The organism is Halopelagius fulvigenes (assembly GCF_055398025.1).
Genome location: NZ_AP043846.1, coordinates 2,510,876 through 2,533,785 on the forward strand (window position 1 = coordinate 2,510,876; position 22,910 = coordinate 2,533,785).

Consider the following 22,910-nt stretch of genomic DNA (forward strand, 5'->3'; position numbering starts at 1 on the left):
GACGACGAGGACAGAGACGGGGAGCGACGTGGCCGTATCGAGGATCGATCGACGAGAGACGGGAGGAACGTATCGAGCGTGTCGCTCCGGCCCCGTTCTCCGAGCGAGTCGCTCGCAGTTCCACGTCCACTCGCCGTCGAACCCGCTCACCCGACGTAACTCGCCCCGAGTTATTCGAGTTCGTCGAACGTCGCACACCCGTCCTGCCCGACGGTGATGCGGTACCCCTCGTAGTTGAACGTTATCTCCACGTCGGCGTCCGGCGACGGCGGAGTCGAGAAGAGGGGGTCGAGCACCTGGCCGATGGCGTTCCACGCACTCTGCAGACTCATCGGGTCCATACCCTTCTGGTCGGCGACGGCCTGTACGACTTGTGCCGTGGGGTTCGCATCGGTGTCTAGGTTCCGATGGATCTCGTTTTCGTCTGCTCTCATACGTACCGTCCTCTAGAACCAGACACCATAATCATTCGTCAGACTAACGACAACTACTGAGAGAGTGTTATTTCGCTGGGTGTACGTCTCCGTGAACGTTCGGGAGCCGACACGGACCGAGCGACCGAACGGAACTCCCGCCGCGTCGGGCACCACGTTTAGTCCGGATGCCCTCGTATCCTACGACGAATGGACGCGTCGTCGCCACGGAGATGGGAGTACCGGACGTTGGAACCGCCGCGCGAGAGCACGCAGAAGGAGGCGCAGGACCCGGCCGACGAACTGAACGAACTCGGTCGCGAGGGGTGGGAACTCGTCGAAACCATCGACTACACCGGCGGCGGGACGAAGTACCTCGTCCTGAAGCGACCCGCCGGCGCGGAGAGGGACGGGAATGAGTGACGCAGACGACAAGGCCATCGGCACGGCGAACACGATGCGCGAACGGGCCGGCGAGAGCCGGGCGAAGATGTGGCTCCTCTTGGACGCGGACCGGTTCGCCGTCGCCGCCCTCCTCGCACTCTTCGTCTTCGTCTCGTTCATCGTGGCCAGCACAGTGCTTCGGCCGTCGTTACAGCAGGAGATACAGACCACCGACACCATCGAGACCATCTTCTCCTCGATGATAGGCGTCGTCATCACCGGCACGACGCTCGTCGTCACCATCAACCAACTCGTCCTCTCGCAGGAGACGGGGCCGTTGGGCGACCAGCGAAAGCGGATGAGCGACGCGATGGACTACCGGACGTACGCCGCAGAGCTTTTCGAGGAGGCCCCGCCCGCCCATCCGTCGGAGCTCCTCCAACAGCTCGTCCGGACGAGCGAGCAACGGGCGGCCGCGCTCGGCCGAATCGTCGCAGAGAACGACGACGACGACGAGCTCCGCAGACAGGTTTCGGAGTTCGTCGAGAGCCTGCAGGGTAACGCCGAGAAAGTGGACGACCAGCTCGACGACGCGGAGTTCGGGACGTTCGAGGTGATGACCGCCGCGTTGAACTTCAACTACTCGTGGAAGATCTACCAGATAGAGCGCATGACCGCCGAGTTCGGGGAGAGTCTGAGCGACGACGAAGACGAGGCGTTCGCCCGACTGCAGACGGCGCTCTCGATGTTCGGCCCCGCCCGCGAGCACATCAAGACGCTCTACTTCCAGTGGGCGCTGGTGGACCTCTCGCAGTACATCCTCTACATCGCGGTGCCGGCCATCGTCGTCGCGGGGTGCATGCTCACGTTCGTCGGCGCGGGGACGTTCCCGGGGACGACGTTCGGTATCAACGACATCGTGTGGGTCACCTCCGCGGCGTTCACGGTCACCACCCTGCCGTTCCTGTTGTTCACCTCCTACGTGTTCCGCATCGCGACGGCGGCGAAGCGAACGCTCGCCATTGGACCGATAGTCCTCAGAAAGCCCGGAGAATGACCTGCAACCCGCCGACCGAAGGCGACGCGCACGCGTTCGAGCGAACGTTCACCGCGGCGGAGGTGCGGCGGTTCGCGGAACTCTCGGGCGACACCCAGCCGAGACACACCGAACCGGACGACGACGGCCGGGTGCTGGTCCACGGTCTGTTGACGGCGACGATGCCGACGAAAATCGGCGGCGAACTGGGCGTCCTCGCCCGCGAGATGACCTTCGAGTTCGTCGAACCGGTGTACGCGGGGACGACGGTGACCTGCACCTGCACCGTCGCGGACGTGACGGAACGCGACGACCGGTACGAACTCGTCGTCGAGGTTCGCTCCGAGGACGAGGGGGGAGAAACCGTGATGACCGGAGAGATAGCCGGCCTCGTGTGGAAGGAGAGGCGACGCTGATTCGGGCGGGGGCTCAGTCCTCGGCGAGTCCGACGTCGGGACGGGGGACGTCCATCTCGACGACGGTGCCGCGGTGGCGGCACTCTTCGAGGGCGTGCTTGGCGGCTATCCCCGCCTCTTGGACGTTGTCCGCGACGCCGACGCCGACTTTGAGTTCGACGCCGACTTCGCGTTCGACGTGGTCGATGGCCGACCGGTACGCCGACTCGTCCATGTCGGGGCAGACCGAGATGATGTTGTCGCCGCCGACGAAGAAGGAGAGCGCGCCGCGTTCCTCCCGGAGGTGGCGCATGAGCGAGGCGTACCCCTGCTCTATCTCGATGAACGAGTCGAACTCGTTGAGTCGGTCGGTGTACTTGCTCGTCGCGTCGTTCACGTCGAAGTGGGCGATCTGCACGTCCGTCGGCGTCCGGTCCCGTTCGGTGAGCGTCGTGCCCGCGAACACCTCCCGCCGGTCGCCGTCCTGCGCGCTTCCGGCGCGTTGGAGACCCGCGGTGGCCGTCTCCAGGGCGTCTATCGGCGTCGAATCGACGCCGACGCCGACGCTGATACTCACCGGGTAGCGGTTACCGATGGACTCCTGCATGAGTTCGTGGTCGTCGCCGTCGAGGCCGTTCGTGACGGCTACCATGTTGTCGAACCGCGTGAAGAAGACGTACCCGTCCCGACTGCCGACGAACTGCGCGAGGTCCGCGAACAACCGCGACTGGAGCGTCTGAAGGTCCATCTCCCGTCGCGGTTCCGGGGTGACCGTCCACGGACCGTAGTTGTCTATCTGGATGAGCGAAAGCTGCGTGTTCGTCACACTTCGTCCGAAGGGAGACTCGCATATCGTTCTTTGGTTCTTGCACGTCGCGGAGACCGACGCTCCCGTCGGTCACGCGGTCGTTCGGCCGAGAAGCCACAGGCGCACCGCGTCGAATGCCAACCACAGCACCAACCACGTCAGGACGCCCGCGAACGCGATGGTCGTCGTAGAGAGGAGGGGGACGAGACTGGCGACGGCAACCAACACGGAGTACGCGAGGAACATCGCCAACAGGGCCGCGCCGAGACTCAACGCGCCGCAGACGTAGTAACCCCTCCCGAGGGCATCGCCTCCCGCCCTCGACTCCGGCGCTCTCCCTCTCGGTCCCGCACCGCCGGGGTGGGCGACGAACAACATACGTAGACGTACGTTAGCATATACCATAACTCCTCCTACCGGCGTCGGATTCAACACCGAACCGCTCGAACGGGGGGACGATGAACTACCGCGGGGCCATCTTGGACGTGGACGGCACGGTGGTGCGGGGCGACGAACCGATACCCGGCGCGGGCGACGGACTGGCCGCCGTCGAGTCGGCGGGACTCGGGCGCGTCTTCGTCTCGAACAACCCGGCGAAGCAACCGTCGGCGTACGAGGAACGGTTCGCGCGCGCGGGTTTCGAGGTGTCCGCCGAGGAAGTCGTCACCGCCGGCACCGTGACGGCGCGGTACTTCGCCGAGGAACGCCCCGACGCGGCGGTGTACGTCGTCGGCGAACCCGGACTCGTCGAGATACTCGACGACGCGGGCGTCTCCGTCGTCGGGGACGCCGCCGACGCCGACGTCTACCTCGCCTCCATCGACCGGTCGTTCGACTACGACACCCTCTGTGAGGCGCTCGACGTCCTCGCCGACGACGGCGTCGCCTTCGTCGGCACCGACCCGGACATGGTCATCCCGGCGGCGGAACGCGACGTGCCGGGGTCCGGCGCGGTCATAAACGCCGTGGCGGGCGTCACCGAGAGGGAACCCGACGCGGTGTTGGGAAAGCCCTCCGAGACGGCGCGGACGATGGCGCTGGAACGACTGGGCACCGACCCCGGGGAGACGCTGGTCGTCGGCGACAGACTCGACACCGACATCGCCCTCGGCGAACGCTTCGGCATGACCACCGTCCTCGTCCGAACCGGCGTCACCGACGAGGAGACGCTCTCTCGTTCCTCCGTCGAACCCGACTACGTCCTCGACTCGTTGGGCGACATCGGCGACGTCCTCGACGGCACCGCGTGAGAACCCCGCGCAATCGTTATCATCTCTCGCGGAGAGTGTTAACTGGGTGATACCATGGCCGAGAACATCCTGATGATAGTCGGCGACTTCGGGGAGGACTACGAGATAATGGTGCCGTACCAGGCGCTGACGATGGTCGGACACGAGGTGGACGCCGTCTGCCCCGACAAGGAGGCGGGCGACACCGTGAAGACGGCTATCCACGACTTCCGCGGCGACCAGACGTACGTCGAGTCGCGCGGCCACGACTTCGAGTTGAACGCGACGTTCGACGACGTCGACCCCGCCGAGTACGACGCACTCGTCGTCCCCGGCGGACGCGCCCCCGAGTACCTCCGGACGCACGAGGAAGTTCTCGACGCCGTCCGACACTTCTTCGAGGAGGACAAGCCGGTGGCCGCACTCTGTCACGGCCCGCAGATTCTCGCCGCCGCGGGCGTCTTGGAGGGGTACGAGATGACCGCCTACCCCGCCGTGCGCGCGGAAATCGAGGCGGCGGGGTGTTCGTGGGTGGACGAGGTGACGGTGGACGGGAACCTCGTCACCGGGCAGGCGTGGCCCGACCACCCCGAGTGGTTGGCGGCGTTCTTGGACCTCCTCGGCACGGAGATATCCGAGGCCGAACCCGCCGCCGCGGACGACTGACCCGAAACTGAGACCGTTCTTTCGAACGCGAAGTGCGTGGGAATGTCTGACAAAGATTTATATCGTCGAGTGCGCTACCACCGAGTATGAAAGGACAGCCGAACAGCCCGTACGTCTTCGACGAAGACGTGCAAGAACCCCACGGACCGTACCTGTCGAACGACGAGATCGAAGAAGCCGACCTCAGCGACCCCGAGGAGCGAGAGGTCGTCATCGTAGACGGTGAGGCGATGAGTTACCGGGCGTACCACCGCCGCTGAACGGCCCTCCTTCTGCCGTTCGACCCGCGCGGCGCAGAGCGCGCGCCGACCGATAACGGCACCGACGGCTACCGGGTGAGAGCGACCGCGGGTAACCTCGTTTGAAAAAAGTCGGGGTGTGCGACTCGTCGTCCTCAGAACGCGCCGCCGTGGACCTCGATGTCCGCGTGGAGCTCCTCGCGGAGGGCCGCGTGGACGTGGCAGATGCCCTCGGCGCGGTCGACGATTTCGTCGAACTCGCCGTCGTCGAGGTTCGCCTCGACGTGGATGGCGAAGCTGATGCGTTCGAGGTCGTCGTCGTCGTTCAGGTCGGCGTCGGCGTCGATCTGAACCTTACCGAGGTCGTCGTGGCCCGTCTGCTGGCCGCCGACGCGGAACGCGGGCAGGAAACAGGACGCGTAGTCCGCGACGAGGACCTGATTCGGGTCAGGGCCGTCTTCGTTCGTGGCGTCGATGGTGAGTTCGAAGTCGCCGACCTGACTCGTGGACGCGAAGCCTTCCTCGCTGACGGTGGAAGTTTGGATGTCGCTCATTGCGTTCGTACACTCGGGTGCCGTCGCCCTAAAGGTTGCTCAAACTCGCTCTCGGAGGGTGCCTCCGTCGCTCGATTCGAAGCCGAGCGTGTCGAAGAAATTACGTCTGAACCGACGGTCACGGGACGCGGGAGGTGACCGTCTCGGCCCGTCGCGGGCGCGTCACTCCAGCGTGAACGACTCGTCGCCGTCGAGGATGTGGACGTCGGCGTCCGTCCCCGTCTTCTCCACCTCGTCGACGAAGTCGTCGACGTCGATTTCGATGGGCGGGAACGTGTCGTAGTGCATCGGGAACACGTGGTCCACGCCCAACCAGTCGGCGGCGACGGCGGCCTGCCACGGACCCATCGTGTAGTGGTCGCCGCACGGCAGGGCGGCGGCGTCGGGTTGCAGGAACGGCGCGATGACGTCTATCATCTCCGACATGAGCGCCGTGTCGCCGGCGTGGTAGAACGCCGTCGCGCCGTCGTCCTCGTCCTGCGACGGCTTCTCGTCGCTGATGACGAACCCGGCGGGCACGCCGATGTCGTTCTCGTAACTCGTGTTGAGGCCGTTCGTGTGGTCCGCGCGGTGCATCGTCACGAACGCGTCGCCGCACTCGGTGGTGCCGCCGAGGTTCATGCCGATAGCGTCCTCGAAGCCGTGTTCGTCCTGCATGAACGCCGTCATCTCCGGCACGGCGACCAGCGTCGCGTCGGTGAACGCGCCGGCGTCGGCGATGTGGTCGGCGTGGCCGTGCGTCAGGAGGAGGTAGTCCGGCGTCTCCACGTCCTCGGGTTCGAGGTCCGTGAACGGGTTGTCGAAGAACGGGTCGATGAGGAAGGTGGTCCCGTCTACGTCGACGTGCCACGTGGAGTGTCCGTGCCAAGTGAGTTCCATCGTCATGAGTCGGCGAGAACTACTCACGACAGTGCCATAAAAGATGCCGAACGCCGCACCGCCGAGGACGGTAGACATATCCGCGAACTGGACGTTCCGTCGGGTATGTCGCCCTCCATCGCGTTCGGGAGCGGAATCAGTCGCTACCGCGCAGTCGTCGCACTCGCGTTCGCCGTCGTAGTGTCCCTGTTCGTCGCGTCCGTGCCGCTTCCGCCGCTTGCAGTCGTACTGGCCGTCGTTACGGTCCTGTACCTCGGCGCGAGTGCGTTCGACGCCGTTCGCTCGCACCCCGCCTTCAACCTCGTCTCCGCGGCGTACGGCGTCCTCCTGTTCGGACTGTGGTACCTGATTTCCGACGCCGCCGGCGTCGTTCTGTTAGTTTTCACCGCCCTCGCCGCGGCGGGGTTCGTCGTCGAGGCGTACAACTACCGGCACGGAACGTCGTACCTCCGCTTCGACTTCTGAACCGGCGGCGAACGGACCGGTCGTACCGGTTCGTTCTTCCGTTCGAGACGTTCTCTCTCGCGCCGAATTACGTTCTTCCGACGGCGCGGCGACGGACGAGTATGGAGTACGATATCACCCACCAGCCGTCCGACTCGCTTCTGACCGTCTCGCTCTCGGCGGGCGAGGAGATACGGGCGGAGGGCGGCGCGATGGTCTCTCACGACGCGAGCGTCGAGATGGAGACGAACGCGACCGGGGGCTTTCTGAAGTCGATTCGCCGGTCGTTCGGCGGCGAGAGCTTCTTCCAGAACACGTTCCGCGCGGCGGAGGCGGGCGAGGTGTCCTTCGCGCCGCCCCTCCCCGGCGACGTGACGCACGTCGAACTGGACGGCGAGACGGTGTACGTCCAGTCCGGGTCGTACCTCGCGGGCGACACCGCCCTCGACGTGGACACGAAGTTCGGCGGGTCGCGGTCGTTCTTCGGCGGCGAGGGCCTGTTCCTCCTGAAGGTCACAGGGTCGGGGCCGGCGTTCCTGTCGAGTTACGGGGCCATAGAGGAGGTAGACGTCGGCGCGGCGGATCCGTTCGTCGTCGATACGGGCCACGTCGTCGCCTTCGAGGAGTCCGTGGACTTCACCGTGCGTCGCGTCGGCGGCCTGAAGTCCACCGTCCTGAGCGGAGAGGGACTCGTCTGCGAGTTCCGCGGCGACGGCAGGGTGTGGCTTCAGACCCGAAGCGCGGACGCGTTCCTCTCGTGGTTGATACCCAAACTGCCAACGCCGCCGTCGTCCGGTCAGTGAGGGAGATTTCCGGGAGGGAAAGAACGAAGCGGAGGGGCGGAGACGCACCGGGTATGCATCAGGTACGCTTCCGCGACCCCGCGGGGTCGGTCCGACGCGGCGAGTGGCACGGCGATATCGCCGAGGGAACCTCGGCGGGCGATCAGACGGAGTCCGGTGACCGCGTCTCCTTCGGCGGCGAGACGTACGCCCTCGACGAGGTGGACGTCCTGCCGCCGTGCGACCCGACGAAGATAGTCTGCATCGGGCGGAACTACGCGAAACACGCCGAGGAGCGAAACGAGGACGTTCCGGACCGACCGCTACTCTTCCTCAAGCCGCCGAACGCGCTTTCGTCCCACGGCGACACCGTGACCCTCCCCGCCGGGAAGGAACGCGTCGAGTGGGAGGCGGAGTTGGCCGTCGTAATCGGCGAACAGTGCCGCAACGTCTCCGAGGAGGAGGCGATGGAGTACGTGGCGGGCTTCACCTGCATGAACGACATCTCGAACCGCGACGACCAGAGTGAAGAGCAGAACTGGATTCGCGGGAAGGCGTTCGACAACAGCGCACCCCTCGGCCCGGTCCTCGCCACGCCCGACGAGGTGCCCGACGACGCCAGCATCGAACTCCGGGTGAACGGCGAGACGAAACAGGACTCCTCCATCGACGCGTTCATCTTCTCGATTCCCGAACTTATCGCGGAGATTACAACGTACGTGACGCTCGAACCGGGCGACGTCATCTCGACGGGGACGCCCGAGGGCGTGGGCCCCCTCTCGGACGGCGACACCGTCGAAGTCGAAGTCGAGGGCGTCGGCGTCCTCGAACACGACGTGCGCGTCCCGTAGGATCCGCTCCGAGTGACAGTCGTGACAAAGAACTAAACATCTCACGCGGCGTACCGGCGAACATGAACGCCCGCCAGTACGACGCACTCAGCGTCGCCCTCCTCGTCGGTAGCGCCGTCATCGGCCTCGCCCTCCTCCCGTCGCTTCCCGACCGGTTCGCCATCCACTTCGGCGCGGCCGGCGACCCCGACAACTTCGCCTCGCCCCTCGTCGGCGTCCTCCTCTTACCGGTCGTCGGACTCGGGTCGGTGCTGTTCGTCCGCGGCATCTCCTCCGTCGCCGGGAGCGAGGACGTCCCGCCGGCGTTCGGACTCCTCCTGTCGGCGTTCCTCACGTACGTCCAAGCGGTCGTCCTCGCGTGGAACCTCGGCTACCCCGTGGACGTGGGACTCGCCGTCCTCCCGGGCGTCCTCGTCCTCCTCGTCGCCGGTCTGGCGATAGACCGACTGTACTGAGCGTCGTCCCGACGGGGGTCGTCCGCCGACGAAACCGAATCTGGTTACGATGCTCTCCGTTCGAAACCAAATGCACTTGTCTCCGCCGACGCACGTCGTCGTATGCGCCGACGCCGCTATCTGGAAGCACTCGGGGCGACCGGACTCGTCGCCGGGGCGGGGTGTCTAAGCGGGGAGAGGGAGGGAAGTCGGTCGAACGCCGCCTCGGTCGGGTCGACTTCGACGGCGGAGGCGGCGGGCGCGGAGACGCGGACGCTGACGCTCGCCACCGCGACGACGGCGTACGACACCGGACTGTTGGACGCCCTCCACCCGGCCCTCCGAGAGCGGTTCGGCCTGCGGGTGAAGGTGCTCTCCCTCGGGACGGGCGCGTCGCTCAGGAGGGGACGCGACGGCGACGCCGACGCCGTTCTCGTCCACGCCCGCGGGGCGGAGGACGAGTTCCTGAAGGAGGGGTTCGGGGTCAACCGCCGGTCGCTGATGCACAACGACTTCCTCGTCGTCGGGCCCCCCGACGACCCCGCCGGAGTCTCGGCCGTCTCCGACCCCGTCGCGGCGTTCGAGCGAATCGCCCGCGCGGAGTCGCTGTTCCTCTCCCGCGGCGACGAGTCGGGGACCCACCGCCGCGAACGAGCGATTTGGAGACGCGCAGACGCCGCGCCGGGCGGCCGGTGGCACCAGGCGACGGGCGACGGCATGGGCGACACCCTCCGGCAGGCGGGGCGGCGCGGCGCGTACACCCTGACCGACCGGGGGACGTACCGCGTCTTCCGGGAGGAGATAGGACTCGACGCGTTCGTCGAGGGGCCCCTCGGCGGCGGGTCGGAACTCCTCCTGAACGAGTACGGCGTCATCCCGGTCAACCCCGCGAAGCGCGACGTCCGGTACGAACTCGCCATGCTGTACGTCGGCTTCCTCACCGGTCCGACCGGACAGCGACTGATTCGGGAGTTCCGGCCGGGCGGCGACCCGCTTTTCCTCCCCGACGCCCTGTCTTCGGACCCGCAGTTCGACCAGTACGTCCCCGCGTCCTACCGCGGCGGGTAGGCCGCCGCCGTCCGGTGTAAGCACCCTTAAGAACCGCCGGGAGTATCGTTCGACCATATGATGCCGAGGGACCTCTCCGCGCACGAGGCGTACGTACCCGGGCGCGGGACCGAGGAGGTGGCCCGCGAACTCGGGTTGGACCCCGACGAGTTGACGAAGCTGTCGTCGAACGAGAACCCCCACGGGCCGTCGCCGGCGGCGGTGGCCGCGGTGGAGGACGCCGCCCCCGACGTGAACGTCTACCCGAAGACGTCGCACACGGACCTCACGGAGCGACTGGCGGCGAAGTGGGACGTCTCGCCCGAACAGGTGTGGGTCGGACCGGGCGCGGACGGCGCGCTCGATTACCTCTCGCGGGCGTTTCTCGAACCGGACGACCGCGTGTTGGTGCCGACGCCGGGGTTCGCCTACTACTCGATGTCGGCGCGGTACCACCACGGCGACGCCGCCGAGTACGCCGTCTCAAAGGACGACGACTTCGCGCAGACGGCCGCCGGAGTCCTCGACGCGTACGACGACGAGCGAATCGTCTACGTCACGACGCCGCACAACCCCACGGGGTCGGTGATGGCCCGCGACGAGATAGTCGAACTGCTCGAATCGGTCGAAGACCGCACCCTCGTCGTCGCGGACGAGGCGTACGGCGAGTACTCGGCGGAACCGTCGGCGGTCGAACTCCTCTCGGAGTACGACAACCTCGCGGTGACGCGCACGTTCTCGAAGGCGTACGGCCTCGCCGGCCTGCGCATCGGGTACGCCGTCGTCCCCGAGGCGTGGGGCGACGCCTACGCGCGGGTGAACACGCCCTTCGCCGCGAACGAAATCGCCTGCCGAGCCGCCCTCGCCGCCCTCGACGACGAGAAACACGTCGAGGAGTCGGTCGAGACGGCGGCGTGGGCGCGAGAGTACTACCGCGACGAACTCGACGCGCGGACGTGGCCCTCCGGCGGCAACTTCGTCCTCGTGGAAGTCGGCGACGGGACGGCCGTCGCGGAGGCGGCGCAACGCCGCGGCGTCATCGTCCGCGACACCTCCAGTTTCGGCCTGCCGGAGTGCGTCCGCGTCTCCTGTGGGACGCGCGAGGAGACGAGACGGGCCGTGGAAGTGCTGAACGACGTCGTCGCCGACGTCGCCGCGGAGGGGACGCGGGCGTGACGCGCGTCGCACTCACCGGCACGCCCGGAACCGGGAAGACGACGGTCAGCGAGGCAGTCGCCGACAGAACCGGGCTGGACGTGATCCACCTCAACGACGCCATCCGCGAGGAGAAACTGTTCACCGAACGCGACGCCGAACGGGATTCGCTCGTGACCGACTTGGACGCCGTCGCCGAGTGGTTGGGCGAGTGGGACGGCGTCCTCGAATCCCACCTCGCGCACCACTTCGACGCCGAGGCGGCCGTCGTCCTGCGCTGTCACCCCGAGGAACTGGAACGCCGACTGCTCGACCGGGGCGAGACCGAGGCGAAGGCGCGCGAAAATGCGGAGAGCGAAGCGCTCGACGTGGTTCTCGCGGAGACCGTCGAGCGGTTCGGCGAGGACGCCGTCTACGAGATAGACACGACCGACCGGGACCCCGAAGCCGTCGCCGAGGACGTCGTCGCCGCCGTCGAAGGTGAGACGGACCCGCGCGTCGGCACCGTCGACTTCATCGACTACCTATGACGCTCGACCAGTACCGCTCCGTCGCGGACCGACTGCTCGACCCCTTCGTCAGCGTCGCCGACCGCCTCGGCCTCTCGCCGGACGGCGTGAGCGTCGTCGCGTTCGGGTTCGCCGTCGCCGCCGGCGGCGCGTTCGCGGCCGCCGACCCCGTCTGGTACGCCCTCGGCGGCGTGTTCGTCTTCCTCAACGGCTGGTTGGACCTCGTCGACGGCGCACTCGCGCGGGCGCAGGGCGTCGCCAGCGAGGGCGGCGACCTGTTGGACCACGTCCTCGACCGGTACGCCGACATCGCCATGCTCGTCGGCCTCGCGGCGGGCGTCGGGTCGTGGGCCCTCGGCCTCGCCGCAGTCACGGGCGTCCTGATGACCTCCTACCTCGGGACGCAGATTCAGGCCGTCGGGCTGGGCAGAGAGTACGGCGGCCTCGTCGGCCGCGCCGACCGGTTGGCGCTCATCGGTATCGTCGCGTTCGTCGCCGCGGCGGTCCAGAGCCTCCTCGGCTTCCACCCCGTCGAACTACTGCTGGGTTTCTTCGCGGTCATCGGCCACTTCACCGCGCTCCAGCGGTTCTGGGGCGCGATGAGCGACCTCACCTGACGAATCCGACTACTTCGCGTCGTGCCTTTTATATCGCGCCCTCGGCTATGAGATGGTATGCCCCAATGCGAGATGTGCGGCAAGGAGCGACCGTCGCTGAAGACGGTCAAGGTTGAAGGGGCCGAACTCGAACTCTGTGACGACTGCGCCGAGTTCGGTACCGAGGTCCGCACTGAGTCGAGTTCCTCGTCGGCCTCGACGAAGTACTCCACGTCGAGTTCTTCGTCCTCGTCCTCGTCGAGTTCCTCCGGCGGAACCGGAGGCAGTTCCGGCGGGTCGAAGCGCCGACGCCGGGACATGTTCGACGACATGGACGAAATCGCGGCGGACTACGACGACCGGATCCGCGAGGCCCGCGAGGGACGCGGCCTCAGTCAGGAGGACCTCGCGCAGTCGCTCAACGAGAAGGCGAGCCTCATCCGCAAACTCGAACGCGGCGACATCCTCCCCCCGGACTCCGTCCGGAAGAAACTGGAGAAGAAACTCGACATCTCCCTCGTCGAAGGCGCGGACGACGACGAGGAGGAGTGGTCGGGCGGTTCCTCCACGACGACGACGCTCGGCGACGTGGTCAAGCGCAAGGACTGAGCGGACCGCGACGCCCCGATTCGACGCGTTCTTTGGACACCGACTCCCTCCAGCGGTGGCGCTACCCGTGCGACGCCTCCGGCCGAGTCGTTTCGGGTAACCGACGGCTGTTGATCTTCCGAGTGAACGCGGCATCCTAAGTGACCCGAGGGGGCACCGACCGAGACGAGTAAGATGACGTACACAGTGACGTGCATCGAGTGCGGTCTCCGGCGAGAGGTGGGCGAGTTGGACGACGTTCTCGACGTTCGGGAGACGCACCGGGAGGAGTGCGGCGACCGACATCGTGTCGAGTTCAAGTTGGTCCAGTAACCCGCTTTCCTCGTCTCTCCGATCGACTTCCCGTTCGAGAGAAGTTCCGCGGAACCGACGCCGAAGATTAACCTATTTCTCGGCGGAGACCCGACACGAACGCGTGTTCATCCTCGTCAATCTCAAGGCGTACCCGTGCGACCCCATCGAAGTAGCGACCGCGGCCCGCGAGGTGTCCGAGGAGTCCGGCGTCCGCATCGCCGTCTCCCCGCAGGCCGCCGACATCGCCCGCGTCGCCGAGACGGGCGTCGAAACGTGGGCACAGCACGTGGACCCCAACGGCCACGGAAGCCACACCGGAAGCACCCTCGCCGAGGCGGTGGCCGAGGCCGGTGCCGAAGGAACCCTCATCAACCACTCCGAGAAGCGACTCAAACTCGCCGACATCGACGGGTCCGTCCGCGCCGCCGAACGCGCCGGACTCGAAACCTGCGTCTGTGCGAACAACCCGGCTCAGATCGGTGCCGCCGCGGCCCTCGGTCCCGACTCCGTCGCGGTCGAACCGCCGGAACTCATCGGCGGCGACGTCTCCGTCGCCACCGCCGACCCCGATATCGTCGAGGACGCCGTCGAGGCGGCCGAGAGCGTCGACGAGAACGTCGAGGTGTTCTGCGGCGCGGGCATCTCCTCGGGCGACGACGTCGAGGCCGCCGGCGATCTCGGCGCGACGGGCATCTTGCTCGCCTCCGGCGTCGCCAAGGCCGACGACCCGCGCGCGGCCCTCGAAGACCTCGTCGAACCGCTGTAATCGGACGCGAACCGCCCTCGGTCGAGGCGCTTTCGGGCGACTCGCGGGCGTCCCGAGCGGACACCGGACGTATAATCCCCTCGCCTTCGGGCAGAATTCAACGTCTGACGAACGCTTATGTCATGGTAGATGCAGCGAGATGACGTATCGGAATCAGAGAATTTGAACAAGTCAGGGACGAACGCGGGGGCGACGATGCGCGCCGTCGTCGAAGCGGTCAGTGCCGCCACGGACGTGCCGGCGGTCGAGCTGCCGCCGTTGTACTGGGCGGTGGACCCCGACGCCTTGAACGCGCTCTTTTCCGCACCGGACGCGAACGGGGAGATTACCTTCCGGTACGCCGGGTGCGACGTGACCGTCCGAGCGGACAGGACCGTGGATGTCTCGACCGGCGTTTGAACCCTTCTCCGCCCGCGGTCGGCTTCGACGCCGGCAGCGACGATTCGGTCGTCGGTCGCCCTCGATTCGACCGCGGCTCAGTCGTCAGCTTCGACTTCCGCGTCGGCGTCCTCGCCGTCGGCCGGGTCGCTCTCCTCCTCGTCCACCATCGTCGGGACGAACGACCGTTCGACGGCGGAGACCACCTCCCGGAGTTCGCCCTCGTCCAAGCGGTCGGCGAACTCCTCGCGGACGAGATCCGGTAGCGCGTAGGCGTACCGCCCGCGGCCGACGTGTTCGACGAACCCGGCGCGTCGGAGGGGGGCGTTCCGCCCGTATGCGAGGTGTTTGTCGCCCACCTGCCCGGCCGCGACGTGGGCGTCCACCGGGTCGCAGGCGTCCACCTCGCGGTAGAACGCGAGCATCCGACGGGAGACGGGGTGCATCGACCGGACGACGTTTCGCAGTCGCTCTATCACGTCCTCCCGCCCGGTCAGGCCCGCGAGGTTCTCGTGGGCGCGTTCGGGTTCGACGTCGAACTCCTCGCCGGCGGCGTCCGTCGCCGCGACGTCGAGCCCGGGGTACGCGCCGGCGGCCGCCGAGGTGACCGCGGCGTCCACCGCCTCGCCGTCCACCGCGTCGTCCGCGGGGGCCGCCTCGTCACCGTCCGCGGGCGTGGGCGCGTCGCCCGTCGCGGAGGCGTCCGTCGCCGCGTCGTCCGCCTCGTCGTACTCGCCGAGTGCGGCCTGTTTCTCCGTCGGTCGCTTCAGGTTGCGTCCCTCTCCGCCGCGGTACGGGGCCTCCGCCTTCCGGAACATCGCCTGCGCGAACTGGTCGGCCATGTTCGAGAGGTCCCGAGCCTCCTCTAACTCTCGCTCCAGTTCGCGGATTCTCGCCTCCTTCTTGTCCAACTCCTGTCTGAGTTCGGCGATCCGGCTCTCCCGGCGCGCCTTCTCGTCGGAGATGTTCTGCAGTTCGGAGACGAGGTTGCCGTCCACGGACTTCAGGTCGGGGCGTTCGAAGTCGTCGAGTCCGGGCGTCGCCCCCGCGTCGAACGTCTGTTTCTTCCTGAACTGGACGCGGCGGATCGACTCCGACCAGTCCGTGACGAGGAAGCCCTCGCCGTTGCCCATCTCCTCGATGGCGTCGGAGTACTCAGAGCCCAAGATTCGCCCGACGACCTTCGTGTCGTTCTGCCACGTGAGTCGGTGCCAGACGAGCCAGTCGCACTGGGTGATGAAGTCCTTCTTCACGTCGGCGGGGCGTTGGCTGATGCCGACGATGCCGAGGCCGTGTTTTCGGCCCCGCTTGCCTATCTTGATGAGCATCTTCCCGGCCTCGTCCATGCCGCCGCCCTCGGGGATGTACTCGTGGCACTCCTCGACGAGCATCAGGAACGGCTTCTTCAGTTTCTTCTCCTTCGCGAAGAGGTTCTTCGCCACCTCGGTGACAAGTTCCTGCGCGTCGCCCTCGTCGAGGTAGCCCGACACGTCGAGGATGATGGGCACGTTCTGTTCGAGTGCCAACCCCGCTATCTTCTCTGCGTGCTCCGAACTGACCTGGATGTCGCACTCGTCGTCCGCGCCGGCGTGGAGCAACTCGAACTGCTCTTTGAGGCCGTAGTACTCCCCGTCGGTGTCCACGATGAGGACCGGGAAGTTGTTCGACAGCAGTTTCTCGATTATCACCGACGCGGTGTTCGACTTCCCGGACCCGGACTTCCCGGTCACGAACCCGCGGCCCGTGAGGATGTCCACGACGGGGAGGTCCACCTCGGTCCCGGGTTCGGCGTCCCCCTTGCCGCCGACGCCCTCGCTTATGTCCGCGACGGTGATCGTCTCGGTATCCTCCGTCATCTACCCGACGCGTCATCGTCGCGCCTCATAGTTCCTCCCTTCCCGTCCGCCGCCCGTCAGACGCCGGCGAGCGCTACTCGAACTGGCCCAACGACGCCTGCCCGTCGGCGTCTCCGGCGGCCTTCGACTCCGATTCGGCAGCCGACTCCGCTTCGGAACGAGACCCCGCCTCCGCCTCGAAGTCGGTCAGCGTCGGCGACCCCTCGGAGTCGCGCGTCGCCGTCCCGCCGTCGGACTTCGCCGCCGCGGGGGTCGTTCCCGCGTCCGTCTCGGCTTCCGCCGACGCCGACTCCGACCCCGCCGCTTCCCACCCGTCGAGGCTCGACTGGTCGGCGTCGGCGAACGAGAGGTTCGAGACGCGGACGCCCACCTTCCGCGCCGCCTCGTCGTCGAACTCCGAGAGGAGGTCGAGGGCGACGTCCTCGACGAGGGGCGGTTCGTCCACCGGCCCCGACAGCGACCGTTCGCGCGTGTTCACGTCGTACGGCGGGAGGACCACCTTGATGCCGATGGTGCGGTACATCGCGCCGCGACTCCGGGCGCGTTCGGCCACGTCCGCCGCGAGTGCGGACACCACCTCGCGTTTCTTCTCGGCGTCCGTCGTCGCCTCGGCGAACGCCGACTCCCGCGAGAGGCTCTTCGGTCGGCCCGCGGGCGTCACCTCCCTGTCGTCGTCGCCGCGGGCGCGACTGCGGAGTTCACGTCCCCGCGACCCGAACTTCGACGCCACCTCGTTGGGGTCCGCCGCGGCCAACTCGCCCGCCGTCTCGATGCCCATCTCGCCGAGTTCGCGGGCGGTGACCGGCCCGACGCCGTGCACCTCCTCGACGGAGAGGGGCGCGAGGAAGGAGCGTACCTCGCCGGGGCGGACGACCACGAGTCCGTTCGGCTTGTTGTAGTCGCTGGCCACCTTCGCGGCGGACATGTTGGGCGCGACGCCGACGCTGGCGGTGACGCCCACCTCCCTGTCGATTCGCTGTTTCACGTGGCGGGCGAACCCCTCCGCGAGCGTTCGGTCGCCGTCGGGCGTCGTCTCCCACGACGTTCTGTCGGTCACGTCGAGGTACGCCTCGTCGATGCTCACCTCCCGAACCACGTCGGCGCAGTCGTGGAGAATCTCCTTGACCTCCGCCGCGACGGACTTGTAGTACTCGATGTCCACGGGTCGGTAGTACCCCGCCTCCGAGGGGTCCTCGGCCGTCTCGACGCGCGGCAGGCGGTCGAGGGCCTGCGAGATGGGTTGCGCGCTCTCGACGCCGTACTCCCGCGCCTCGTAGCTCGCCGTCGCCACCGCGCCGAACGTCTCGCCGGACTCGTAGCCCATCCCGACGACGACGGGTTCGCCGCGGAGTTCGGGTTCGCGGAGGCGTTCGCAGGAGGCGTAGAAGCAGTCCATATCGACGTGGAGGACGATACGCGGCGCTCCCGACTCGTCGCCGTCGTCCACACCCGGAAGCGTCTCCCCCGCCATCACCACCACGTGGGTACCGGAGGGTACTGAGCGTTCCCAAAGCGGAGTGAAAGTGGTTCGCGCCGACCGGTCGCCGTCGGGGAGCGTCCGCTATCGGGTCGGCGGTCGGCGAGAGACGAGTGGGCGCACCCGCGAGAGAATCAGACCGGAGGACGCGGGCGTCGAATCCTCACTTCAGTCGCTCCTGCAGGAACGACGGGTGGGCGGCGGTGACGCCGTCGATGTCGAGTATCGACTCGGAGATGACGTCGCCGAGGGCGTCGCCGTCGGCGGCCCGGACCTCCGCCATGAGCATGTGGTCCCCGGAGGAGGTGTAGAGGGCGTCCACCGACTCTAACTCCTTCAGTTCCCGCGTCGCCTCGACGTAGCTGTCCGAGGAGACGTCGATGCCGACGAGAGCGATGGACTGCCCGGAGAGCTTCTTCGGGTCCACGTCGGCGGAGTAGCCGACGATGACGCCCTCCTCTTCGAGCTGCTGGATGTACTTCCGAACCGTGGGTTTCGAGACGCCCGCCCTGTCCGCTATCTCGGCGTACGACGCCTGTGCGTCGTCCTCCAAGACGGCGAGGATGCGCCCCTGCGTAGACGTGGCTTCCATGGAGGTAGCTTTTGCTCCACGGAAAAAATATGTTGCGAATGCGAAAACGGTTCTCCATCCGACGGAAAACGCCGCGCGAAGGGCGTCTGGGCCGCGAGCCGACCGTTACTTGTGCTTGTCGAGCCACATGTCGTGGGAGCGCTCCCACTCGTGGTCCTCGTCGAAGTACCGCTCCGCCAGCGGTTCTTCGGGCATCTCGCCGATGCGTTTCTTCTCCTGCTGGTAGGAGAGTCGCTCGTCGTCGATGTAGTACCGGCCGGTGAGGACGGTTCCCTCGTGAAGCGCGTTCTCCGTCTCGTACATCATCTCGGAGGCGGACCGCCGGTCGTGGACGTCGATGTCGTAGTCCTCGGACTCGTTGATGTCGATGTACGGGACGTACTGCTTCGCGTCCTTGTTCCACGTCGGACACTGCGTGAGGAAGTCCACGTGGCTGAAGCCGTCGTGCTCGATGGCTTCGACGATTATCTCCTTCGCCTGGTTCGGGTTGACGGCCGCGGTGCGGGCGATGTACGAGGAGCCCGCGTTCAGGGACATCGAGAGCGGGCGGATGGGGTCCTTCGCCGAGCCGTGAGGCTGGGTCTTGGACTTGTGGCCCTTCGGCGACGTGGGGGACGTCTGTCCCTTCGTGAGGCCGAATATCTCGTTGTTGAACACGATGTGCGTGAGGTCGTGGTTCTCACGCGCCGTGTGCATGAAGTGATTCCCACCGATACCGTAGTTGTCGCCGTCGCCGCCCGCGGCAATGACGGTCAGGCCGTCGTTCGCCATCTTCGCGGCGCGGGCGATTGGCAGTTCGCGTCCGTGGATGGTGTGGAATCCGTAGCTCTCGAAGTAGCTGTTCAACTTGCCCGAGCACCCGATGCCCGTGCAGACGAGCATCTCCTCGGGCGAGAGGCCGAGTTCCGCCGCGGCACCCTTCAGGGCCTTCAGGACCCCGAAGTCGCCGCACCCCGGACACCACGTCGGCTGGGGTTCGACGCCGGGCGTGTACTCGTTTCGGTCTCTCTCTTGTTCCTCACCGATTGCGCTGAATGCACTCATTGGTTAGTCACCCGCTGCAGGGACGTATTTGGTCTCGTGGCCGGAGATCTCTCCGTCCTCGACGATGCTCGTGATGAACCCGCTGACGATCTCGTCGGGTTCGAAGGGGTTGCCGTTGAACTTCAGGAGGCTCGACAGCTTCTCGCCGAAGCGACCGGTCTCCTTCTGCGTGAGGCCGCGGAACTGCGCCGAGGCGTTCATCTCGACGACGAGACACTCGTCGACGCTCTCTAAGAACTCGCTGACCTGGTCGACCGGGTACGGAGCCAACTCGGAGACGCCGAGCGCCTTGACCGAGTGACCCTGTTCGTTGAGTCGGTCGACGGCCTCCTCGACGGTCCCCTGCTGGGAGCCGAACGTCATGATGCCGTACTCGGCCTCCTCGGGGCCGTAGTGGGTGTTCGCGCTCTCCTCCTCGCTGTCGAGTTCGGCGCGGATGTTGTCGAGCTTCCGCATCCGGCGACCCATCTGGTGGACGCGGTTGTCCGGGTCCTCCGAGATGTGTCCGGCGGGCATGTGCTCGTTACCCGTCGCGAGGTAGCGGCCCTCCTTCTGGCCGGGGATGGAACGCGGACTGACCGCGTTCTCGCCGTCGTACTGGAAGCGGTTGAACTTGCCCGAGGCGTCGTGGGGCGCGTCCTCCAGTTCCGCTTCCGTCAGGATCGAACCGAGGTCCGGATTCGGCTCCTCGTCGAAGACGCTGGCGGGAACGTTCCGCAGTTCGCCGCCGTTCTTCTGGTCGTACAGGACGATGGACGGAATCTGGTACTCGTACGCGATCTGGAACGCGCGTCGCGTCTGCCTGTACGCCTCCTCGGCGTCCGCGGGCGCGAACACCACGCGGTGGGAGTCGCCCTGCGACGTGTACAGGACGTGTTCGAGGTCGCCCTGCTCGGGCTTCGTCGGCATCCCGGTCGAGGGACCGGCGCGCATCGCCTCGACGAGGACGACTGGCGTCTCGGTCATCTCGGCGAGGCCGAGCGGTTCGGACATCAGCGCGAACCCGCCGCCGGACGATCCGGACATGGCCTTCACGCCCGCGTGGGACGCGCCGATGGCGAGGGCCGCCGCGGCGATCTCGTCTTCGACCTGCTCGGAGATGCCGCCGACGTCCGGAAGGTTCTGCGACATGATGGTGAACACTTCCGTCCACGGCGTCATCGGGTAGCCCGCGATGAAGCGGCACCCTTCGTCGAGTGCGCCGTAGGCGATGGCGTCCGACCCCGAGAGGAGCACCTGCTCCTCGTCGTGTTCGCTCTCCGGAACCGAAATGTCCGGCGCGTCGACGTCGTACTCCTCTTGGACGAGTTCGTACGCGTCGTCGAACACGGTCATGTTCGGTTCGAGGATCTTCTCGGGCATCGCGTCCGCCATCAGGTCCTTGATGACGTGCGGTTCGATGTCCGCGATGGCGCACGTGACGGCGACTCCGGCCGTGTTACGCATGACCTCGCGCCCGTGTTCGCGCGCGATGGTGCGCAGGTCGATGTCGTAGACGTGCCAGTCGTTCTCTTCGACCCGTTCGTCGAAGTCCTCTATCTCGGAGGCGTCGAGCAGACCGGAGTCGTAGATGATGACGCCGCCCTCTCGGAGTTCGTCGAGGTTCTCCGAGAGCGGTTTTACCTCCTCGTTGCCGTAGTAGGCGTTCTCCTGCGGGTTCCGAGCGAAGGAGTCGCCCAGCGCGAGGAGGAAGTTGTAGCCGTCTCCGCGAGACCGAACGGGCTCGTCGGAGACTCGTACTTCCGTGTACGTGTGACCGCCGCGGATGCGCGACGGATAGTGGCGGTGCGTGAATACGTGGAGCCCCGACCGCATCAGGGCCTTCGCGAAGTTCTGGCTCGTCGAGGCGATGCCGTCCCCAGAACCGCCTGCGATTCGCCAGATGAGTTCGTGGTCAGTCATATGTTGAGCTCACGGCCCGCGTGGGCCACTACCGAAAACTTTCGCTACGAGGCGATTAAAGCCTTTGCTATGGAATAACAAGGAAAGATAATGATAGTCCTAATATGTCTACATGAACCACCCTAATTTCCTCGGAAAGTGGACGTTCGTCTGGTCGATTCCGAGGTACAGGCGGCAGTTACTACCCGAAAGTGGGTAAGTTCTCCGGCCGAAAGAGGGTCCGAGTCGGCTACTCGTCGCGCGGACTGCTCGGGTGGTAGTCGGTGTCGTACTCGCCGGGTTCGTCGTCCATCCGGTCGGGGTTGATGCGGCCCGAGAGGAGCATGAAGTCCACGACGGTGAGGTTCAACATCGCCTCGACCACCGGGACGGCCCGCGGCGGCAGAACCGGGTCGTGGCGGCCGACGACTTGGATGTCCTTCTCCTCGCCCGTCTCCCAGTCTACCGTCTTCTGCTCCTTCGGGATGGACGTGGGCGCGTGGAACGACACCTCGCCGTAGATGGGTTGGCCGGTGGTGATGCCGCCCTGCAGGCCGCCGTGTTTGTTGCCGACGGGGGTGGGGTCGCCGTCCTCTCCGAACTCCCAGTCCTCGTTTCTGTCCTTCCCGGTCCACTCGCGGGCCTCGCGGCCGAGTCCGTACTCGAAGCCCGTCGTCGCCGGGACGGCGAGCATCGCCTGTCCGAGTCGCGCGGGGAACGAGTCGAACCGCGGCGCGCCGAGTCCGCGCGGGACACCTCTGGCCTCGAAGTAGACGGACCCGCCGATGGAGTCGCCTTCCTTCTGGTACTCCTCTATCTTCTCCATCATCCGCTCGGCCGTCTCGGGGTGGGCGCAGCGAACGTCGTTCTCCTCCGCGTGTTCGAGCATCTCCTCGAACGTGACCGGCGGCGCTTCCACGTCGCCTATCTGGTTGACGTGCGCTTTCACCTCGACGCCGTGTTCGGCGAGAATCTTCTGCGCTATCGCGCCCGCGGCGACCCAGTTCACCGTCTCCCGGGCGGAGGACCGACCGCCGCCGCCCCAGTTCCGCGTCCCGAACTTCGCGGAGTAGGTGAAGTCACCGTGACTCGGGCGCGGCGCGGTGACGTACGGTTCGTACTTGCCGGACCGGGCGTCCTTGTTCTCGATGACCATCCCGATGGGCGTCCCCGTCGTGTACCCGTCCTGCGTCCCCGAGTTGATGACGACGGCGTCGGGTTCGCCGCGGGAGGTGGTTATCATCGACTGACCCGGTTTCCGCCGGTCGAGTTCCTTCTGTACGTCGTCCTCGTCGAGTTCCAGCCCGGCCGGACACCCCGAGACGGTCACTCCCATGGCGTCGCCGTGACTCTCGCCGTAGGTGGTGACCTGGAAGAGTCGGCCGAATCGATTGCCGTTCATTACCTCGTCGGTCCGTTACCCGGGCATTTAGGTTTTGTAGAAAGGCGCAATCGTGGAACGGGCGGCGGACGCCGACGCTTCCGTCCCGGAGACCGACGCGACGGACGGTTCGGCGGCGTCTCTCTGCGTTTCTCCGCCGAGTAATCGGTCGGGCGTGATGTGCGACTGTGAGCCGACGGAGTGCGGAGAC

29 protein-coding genes are annotated in these 22,910 nt (G+C 66.7%); 18 read left to right on the plus strand and 11 right to left on the minus strand.

The genetic code is table 11. The annotated features are described in order from the left end of the window. Positions 1-170 precede the first annotated feature (170 nt). Positions 171-434 carry a HalOD1 output domain-containing protein gene (locus ACZ522_RS17775; RefSeq protein ID WP_379696556.1) on the minus strand — a complete coding sequence of 88 codons (264 nt, stop codon included), beginning with the start codon at positions 432-434 and terminating at the stop codon, positions 171-173. Between the two features lie 189 nt (positions 435-623). Here ACZ522_RS17775 and ACZ522_RS17780 point away from each other — a divergent pair, with 189 nt between their 5' ends. From ACZ522_RS17780 to ACZ522_RS17790, 3 genes are read left to right on the plus strand one after another with little or no spacing between them, the layout of a single operon-like run. Beyond that, positions 624-836, plus strand: a complete 213-nt coding sequence (locus ACZ522_RS17780; RefSeq protein WP_379696553.1) for a DUF4177 domain-containing protein — start codon at positions 624-626, stop codon at positions 834-836. Beyond that, on the plus strand, positions 829-1,854 hold the full coding sequence (locus tag ACZ522_RS17785) for a DUF7972 family membrane protein (protein WP_379696550.1): 1,026 nt from the start codon (positions 829-831) through the stop codon (positions 1,852-1,854). The genes ACZ522_RS17780 and ACZ522_RS17785 overlap by 8 nt, the downstream gene beginning before the upstream one ends. Next, positions 1,851-2,249 carry a MaoC/PaaZ C-terminal domain-containing protein gene (locus ACZ522_RS17790; RefSeq protein ID WP_379696547.1) on the plus strand — a complete coding sequence of 133 codons (399 nt, stop codon included), beginning with the start codon at positions 1,851-1,853 and terminating at the stop codon, positions 2,247-2,249. Before ACZ522_RS17785 ends, ACZ522_RS17790 begins: the two co-directional genes overlap by 4 nt. 13 nt (positions 2,250-2,262) lie before the next feature. Here ACZ522_RS17790 and ACZ522_RS17795 read toward each other — a convergent pair whose 3' ends face one another. Then, a complete protein-coding gene (locus ACZ522_RS17795; RefSeq protein ID WP_379696544.1) occupies positions 2,263-3,054 on the minus strand; it encodes a GTP cyclohydrolase III in 792 nt (263 codons plus the stop codon). 72 nt (positions 3,055-3,126) lie between these two features. Next, positions 3,127-3,414 carry a hypothetical protein gene (locus tag ACZ522_RS17800; protein WP_379696541.1) on the minus strand — a complete coding sequence of 96 codons (288 nt, stop codon included), beginning with the start codon at positions 3,412-3,414 and terminating at the stop codon, positions 3,127-3,129. Between the two features lie 80 nt (positions 3,415-3,494). Here ACZ522_RS17800 and ACZ522_RS17805 point away from each other — a divergent pair, with 80 nt between their 5' ends. The 3 genes from ACZ522_RS17805 (at position 3,495) to ACZ522_RS17815 (ending at position 5,191) form a co-directional block, all read left to right on the plus strand. Then, positions 3,495-4,286 (plus strand): HAD-IIA family hydrolase, encoded by a 792-nt coding sequence (locus ACZ522_RS17805; RefSeq protein ID WP_379696538.1) that lies wholly within the window; start codon positions 3,495-3,497, stop codon positions 4,284-4,286. Positions 4,287-4,340: 54 nt separating this feature from the next. Next, complete coding sequence (locus ACZ522_RS17810) at positions 4,341-4,931, plus strand: DJ-1/PfpI family protein (protein ID WP_379696536.1); 591 nt, start codon at positions 4,341-4,343, stop codon at positions 4,929-4,931. A gap of 86 nt (positions 4,932-5,017) precedes the next feature. Then, positions 5,018-5,191, plus strand: coding sequence for a hypothetical protein (locus ACZ522_RS17815; RefSeq protein WP_379696533.1), 174 nt, complete (start codon positions 5,018-5,020; stop codon positions 5,189-5,191). Between the two features lie 134 nt (positions 5,192-5,325). Here the strand turns inward: ACZ522_RS17815 and ACZ522_RS17820 are convergent, their stop codons facing one another. Both ACZ522_RS17820 and ACZ522_RS17825 read right to left on the minus strand, forming a co-directional pair. Further along, positions 5,326-5,724: an OsmC family protein gene (locus ACZ522_RS17820; protein ID WP_379696530.1), complete on the minus strand. Its 399-nt coding sequence runs from the start codon at positions 5,722-5,724 to the stop codon at positions 5,326-5,328. A 162-nt stretch (positions 5,725-5,886) separates the two neighbouring features. Continuing rightward, positions 5,887-6,603 carry a metal-dependent hydrolase gene (locus ACZ522_RS17825; RefSeq protein ID WP_379696527.1) on the minus strand — a complete coding sequence of 239 codons (717 nt, stop codon included), beginning with the start codon at positions 6,601-6,603 and terminating at the stop codon, positions 5,887-5,889. Positions 6,604-6,708: 105 nt separating this feature from the next. Between ACZ522_RS17825 and ACZ522_RS17830 the strand changes: the two genes are divergently transcribed. From ACZ522_RS17830 to ACZ522_RS17885, 12 genes are all read left to right on the plus strand, one after another. Continuing rightward, entirely contained in the window at positions 6,709-7,068 is a 360-nt protein-coding gene (locus ACZ522_RS17830; RefSeq protein ID WP_379696524.1) for a DUF8064 family membrane protein, read from the plus strand. A gap of 101 nt (positions 7,069-7,169) precedes the next feature. After that, positions 7,170-7,850 (plus strand): TIGR00266 family protein, encoded by a 681-nt coding sequence (locus ACZ522_RS17835; protein WP_379696521.1) that lies wholly within the window; start codon positions 7,170-7,172, stop codon positions 7,848-7,850. Positions 7,851-7,903: 53 nt separating this feature from the next. Beyond that, positions 7,904-8,680, plus strand: a complete 777-nt coding sequence (locus tag ACZ522_RS17840; protein ID WP_379696518.1) for a fumarylacetoacetate hydrolase family protein — start codon at positions 7,904-7,906, stop codon at positions 8,678-8,680. A 62-nt stretch (positions 8,681-8,742) separates the two neighbouring features. Further along, on the plus strand, positions 8,743-9,135 hold the full coding sequence (locus ACZ522_RS17845; RefSeq protein ID WP_379696516.1) for a DUF1648 domain-containing protein: 393 nt from the start codon (positions 8,743-8,745) through the stop codon (positions 9,133-9,135). Positions 9,136-9,237: 102 nt separating this feature from the next. Then, the gene (locus ACZ522_RS17850) at positions 9,238-10,182 is read left to right on the plus strand and encodes an ABC transporter substrate-binding protein (protein ID WP_379696514.1); all 945 of its coding nucleotides are present in this window, start codon (positions 9,238-9,240) and stop codon (positions 10,180-10,182) included. Positions 10,183-10,239: 57 nt separating this feature from the next. Beyond that, complete coding sequence (gene hisC, locus ACZ522_RS17855) at positions 10,240-11,337, plus strand: histidinol-phosphate transaminase (protein WP_379696511.1); 1,098 nt, start codon at positions 10,240-10,242, stop codon at positions 11,335-11,337. Beyond that, a complete protein-coding gene (locus ACZ522_RS17860; protein ID WP_379696509.1) occupies positions 11,334-11,846 on the plus strand; it encodes an adenylate kinase family protein in 513 nt (170 codons plus the stop codon). Before hisC ends, ACZ522_RS17860 begins: the two co-directional genes overlap by 4 nt. Continuing rightward, a complete protein-coding gene (locus tag ACZ522_RS17865; RefSeq protein ID WP_379696506.1) occupies positions 11,843-12,442 on the plus strand; it encodes a CDP-alcohol phosphatidyltransferase family protein in 600 nt (199 codons plus the stop codon). The genes ACZ522_RS17860 and ACZ522_RS17865 overlap by 4 nt, the downstream gene beginning before the upstream one ends. Positions 12,443-12,499: 57 nt before the next feature. Further along, positions 12,500-13,030 (plus strand): multiprotein bridging factor aMBF1, encoded by a 531-nt coding sequence (locus tag ACZ522_RS17870; protein ID WP_379696503.1) that lies wholly within the window; start codon positions 12,500-12,502, stop codon positions 13,028-13,030. Positions 13,031-13,204: 174 nt separating this feature from the next. After that, entirely contained in the window at positions 13,205-13,342 is a 138-nt protein-coding gene (locus ACZ522_RS17875; protein WP_379696500.1) for a hypothetical protein, read from the plus strand. Positions 13,343-13,445: 103 nt separating this feature from the next. Next, the gene (gene tpiA / locus ACZ522_RS17880) at positions 13,446-14,090 is read left to right on the plus strand and encodes a triose-phosphate isomerase (RefSeq protein ID WP_379696497.1); all 645 of its coding nucleotides are present in this window, start codon (positions 13,446-13,448) and stop codon (positions 14,088-14,090) included. A 195-nt stretch (positions 14,091-14,285) separates the two neighbouring features. Further along, entirely contained in the window at positions 14,286-14,489 is a 204-nt protein-coding gene (locus ACZ522_RS17885; RefSeq protein ID WP_379696494.1) for a HalOD1 output domain-containing protein, read from the plus strand. A 77-nt stretch (positions 14,490-14,566) separates the two neighbouring features. Here the strand turns inward: ACZ522_RS17885 and ACZ522_RS17890 are convergent, their stop codons facing one another. The 6 genes from ACZ522_RS17890 to aroC form a co-directional block, all read right to left on the minus strand. Continuing rightward, positions 14,567-16,324: an ATP-binding protein gene (locus tag ACZ522_RS17890; protein ID WP_379696492.1), complete on the minus strand. Its 1,758-nt coding sequence runs from the start codon at positions 16,322-16,324 to the stop codon at positions 14,567-14,569. A 73-nt stretch (positions 16,325-16,397) separates the two neighbouring features. Next, positions 16,398-17,795: a DNA polymerase IV gene (gene dinB, locus ACZ522_RS17895; protein ID WP_379696489.1), complete on the minus strand. Its 1,398-nt coding sequence runs from the start codon at positions 17,793-17,795 to the stop codon at positions 16,398-16,400. A gap of 169 nt (positions 17,796-17,964) precedes the next feature. Beyond that, positions 17,965-18,393 (minus strand): HTH-type transcriptional regulator LrpA1, encoded by a 429-nt coding sequence (gene lrpA1, locus ACZ522_RS17900; RefSeq protein WP_379696485.1) that lies wholly within the window; start codon positions 18,391-18,393, stop codon positions 17,965-17,967. Between the two features lie 105 nt (positions 18,394-18,498). After that, the gene (locus tag ACZ522_RS17905; RefSeq protein WP_379696482.1) at positions 18,499-19,437 is read right to left on the minus strand and encodes a thiamine pyrophosphate-dependent enzyme; all 939 of its coding nucleotides are present in this window, start codon (positions 19,435-19,437) and stop codon (positions 18,499-18,501) included. A gap of 3 nt (positions 19,438-19,440) precedes the next feature. Then, the gene (locus ACZ522_RS17910; protein WP_379696479.1) at positions 19,441-21,339 is read right to left on the minus strand and encodes a 2-oxoacid:acceptor oxidoreductase subunit alpha; all 1,899 of its coding nucleotides are present in this window, start codon (positions 21,337-21,339) and stop codon (positions 19,441-19,443) included. Positions 21,340-21,568: 229 nt separating this feature from the next. Continuing rightward, a complete protein-coding gene (gene aroC, locus ACZ522_RS17915; protein WP_379696477.1) occupies positions 21,569-22,720 on the minus strand; it encodes a chorismate synthase in 1,152 nt (383 codons plus the stop codon). Positions 22,721-22,910: the final 190 nt, after the last annotated feature.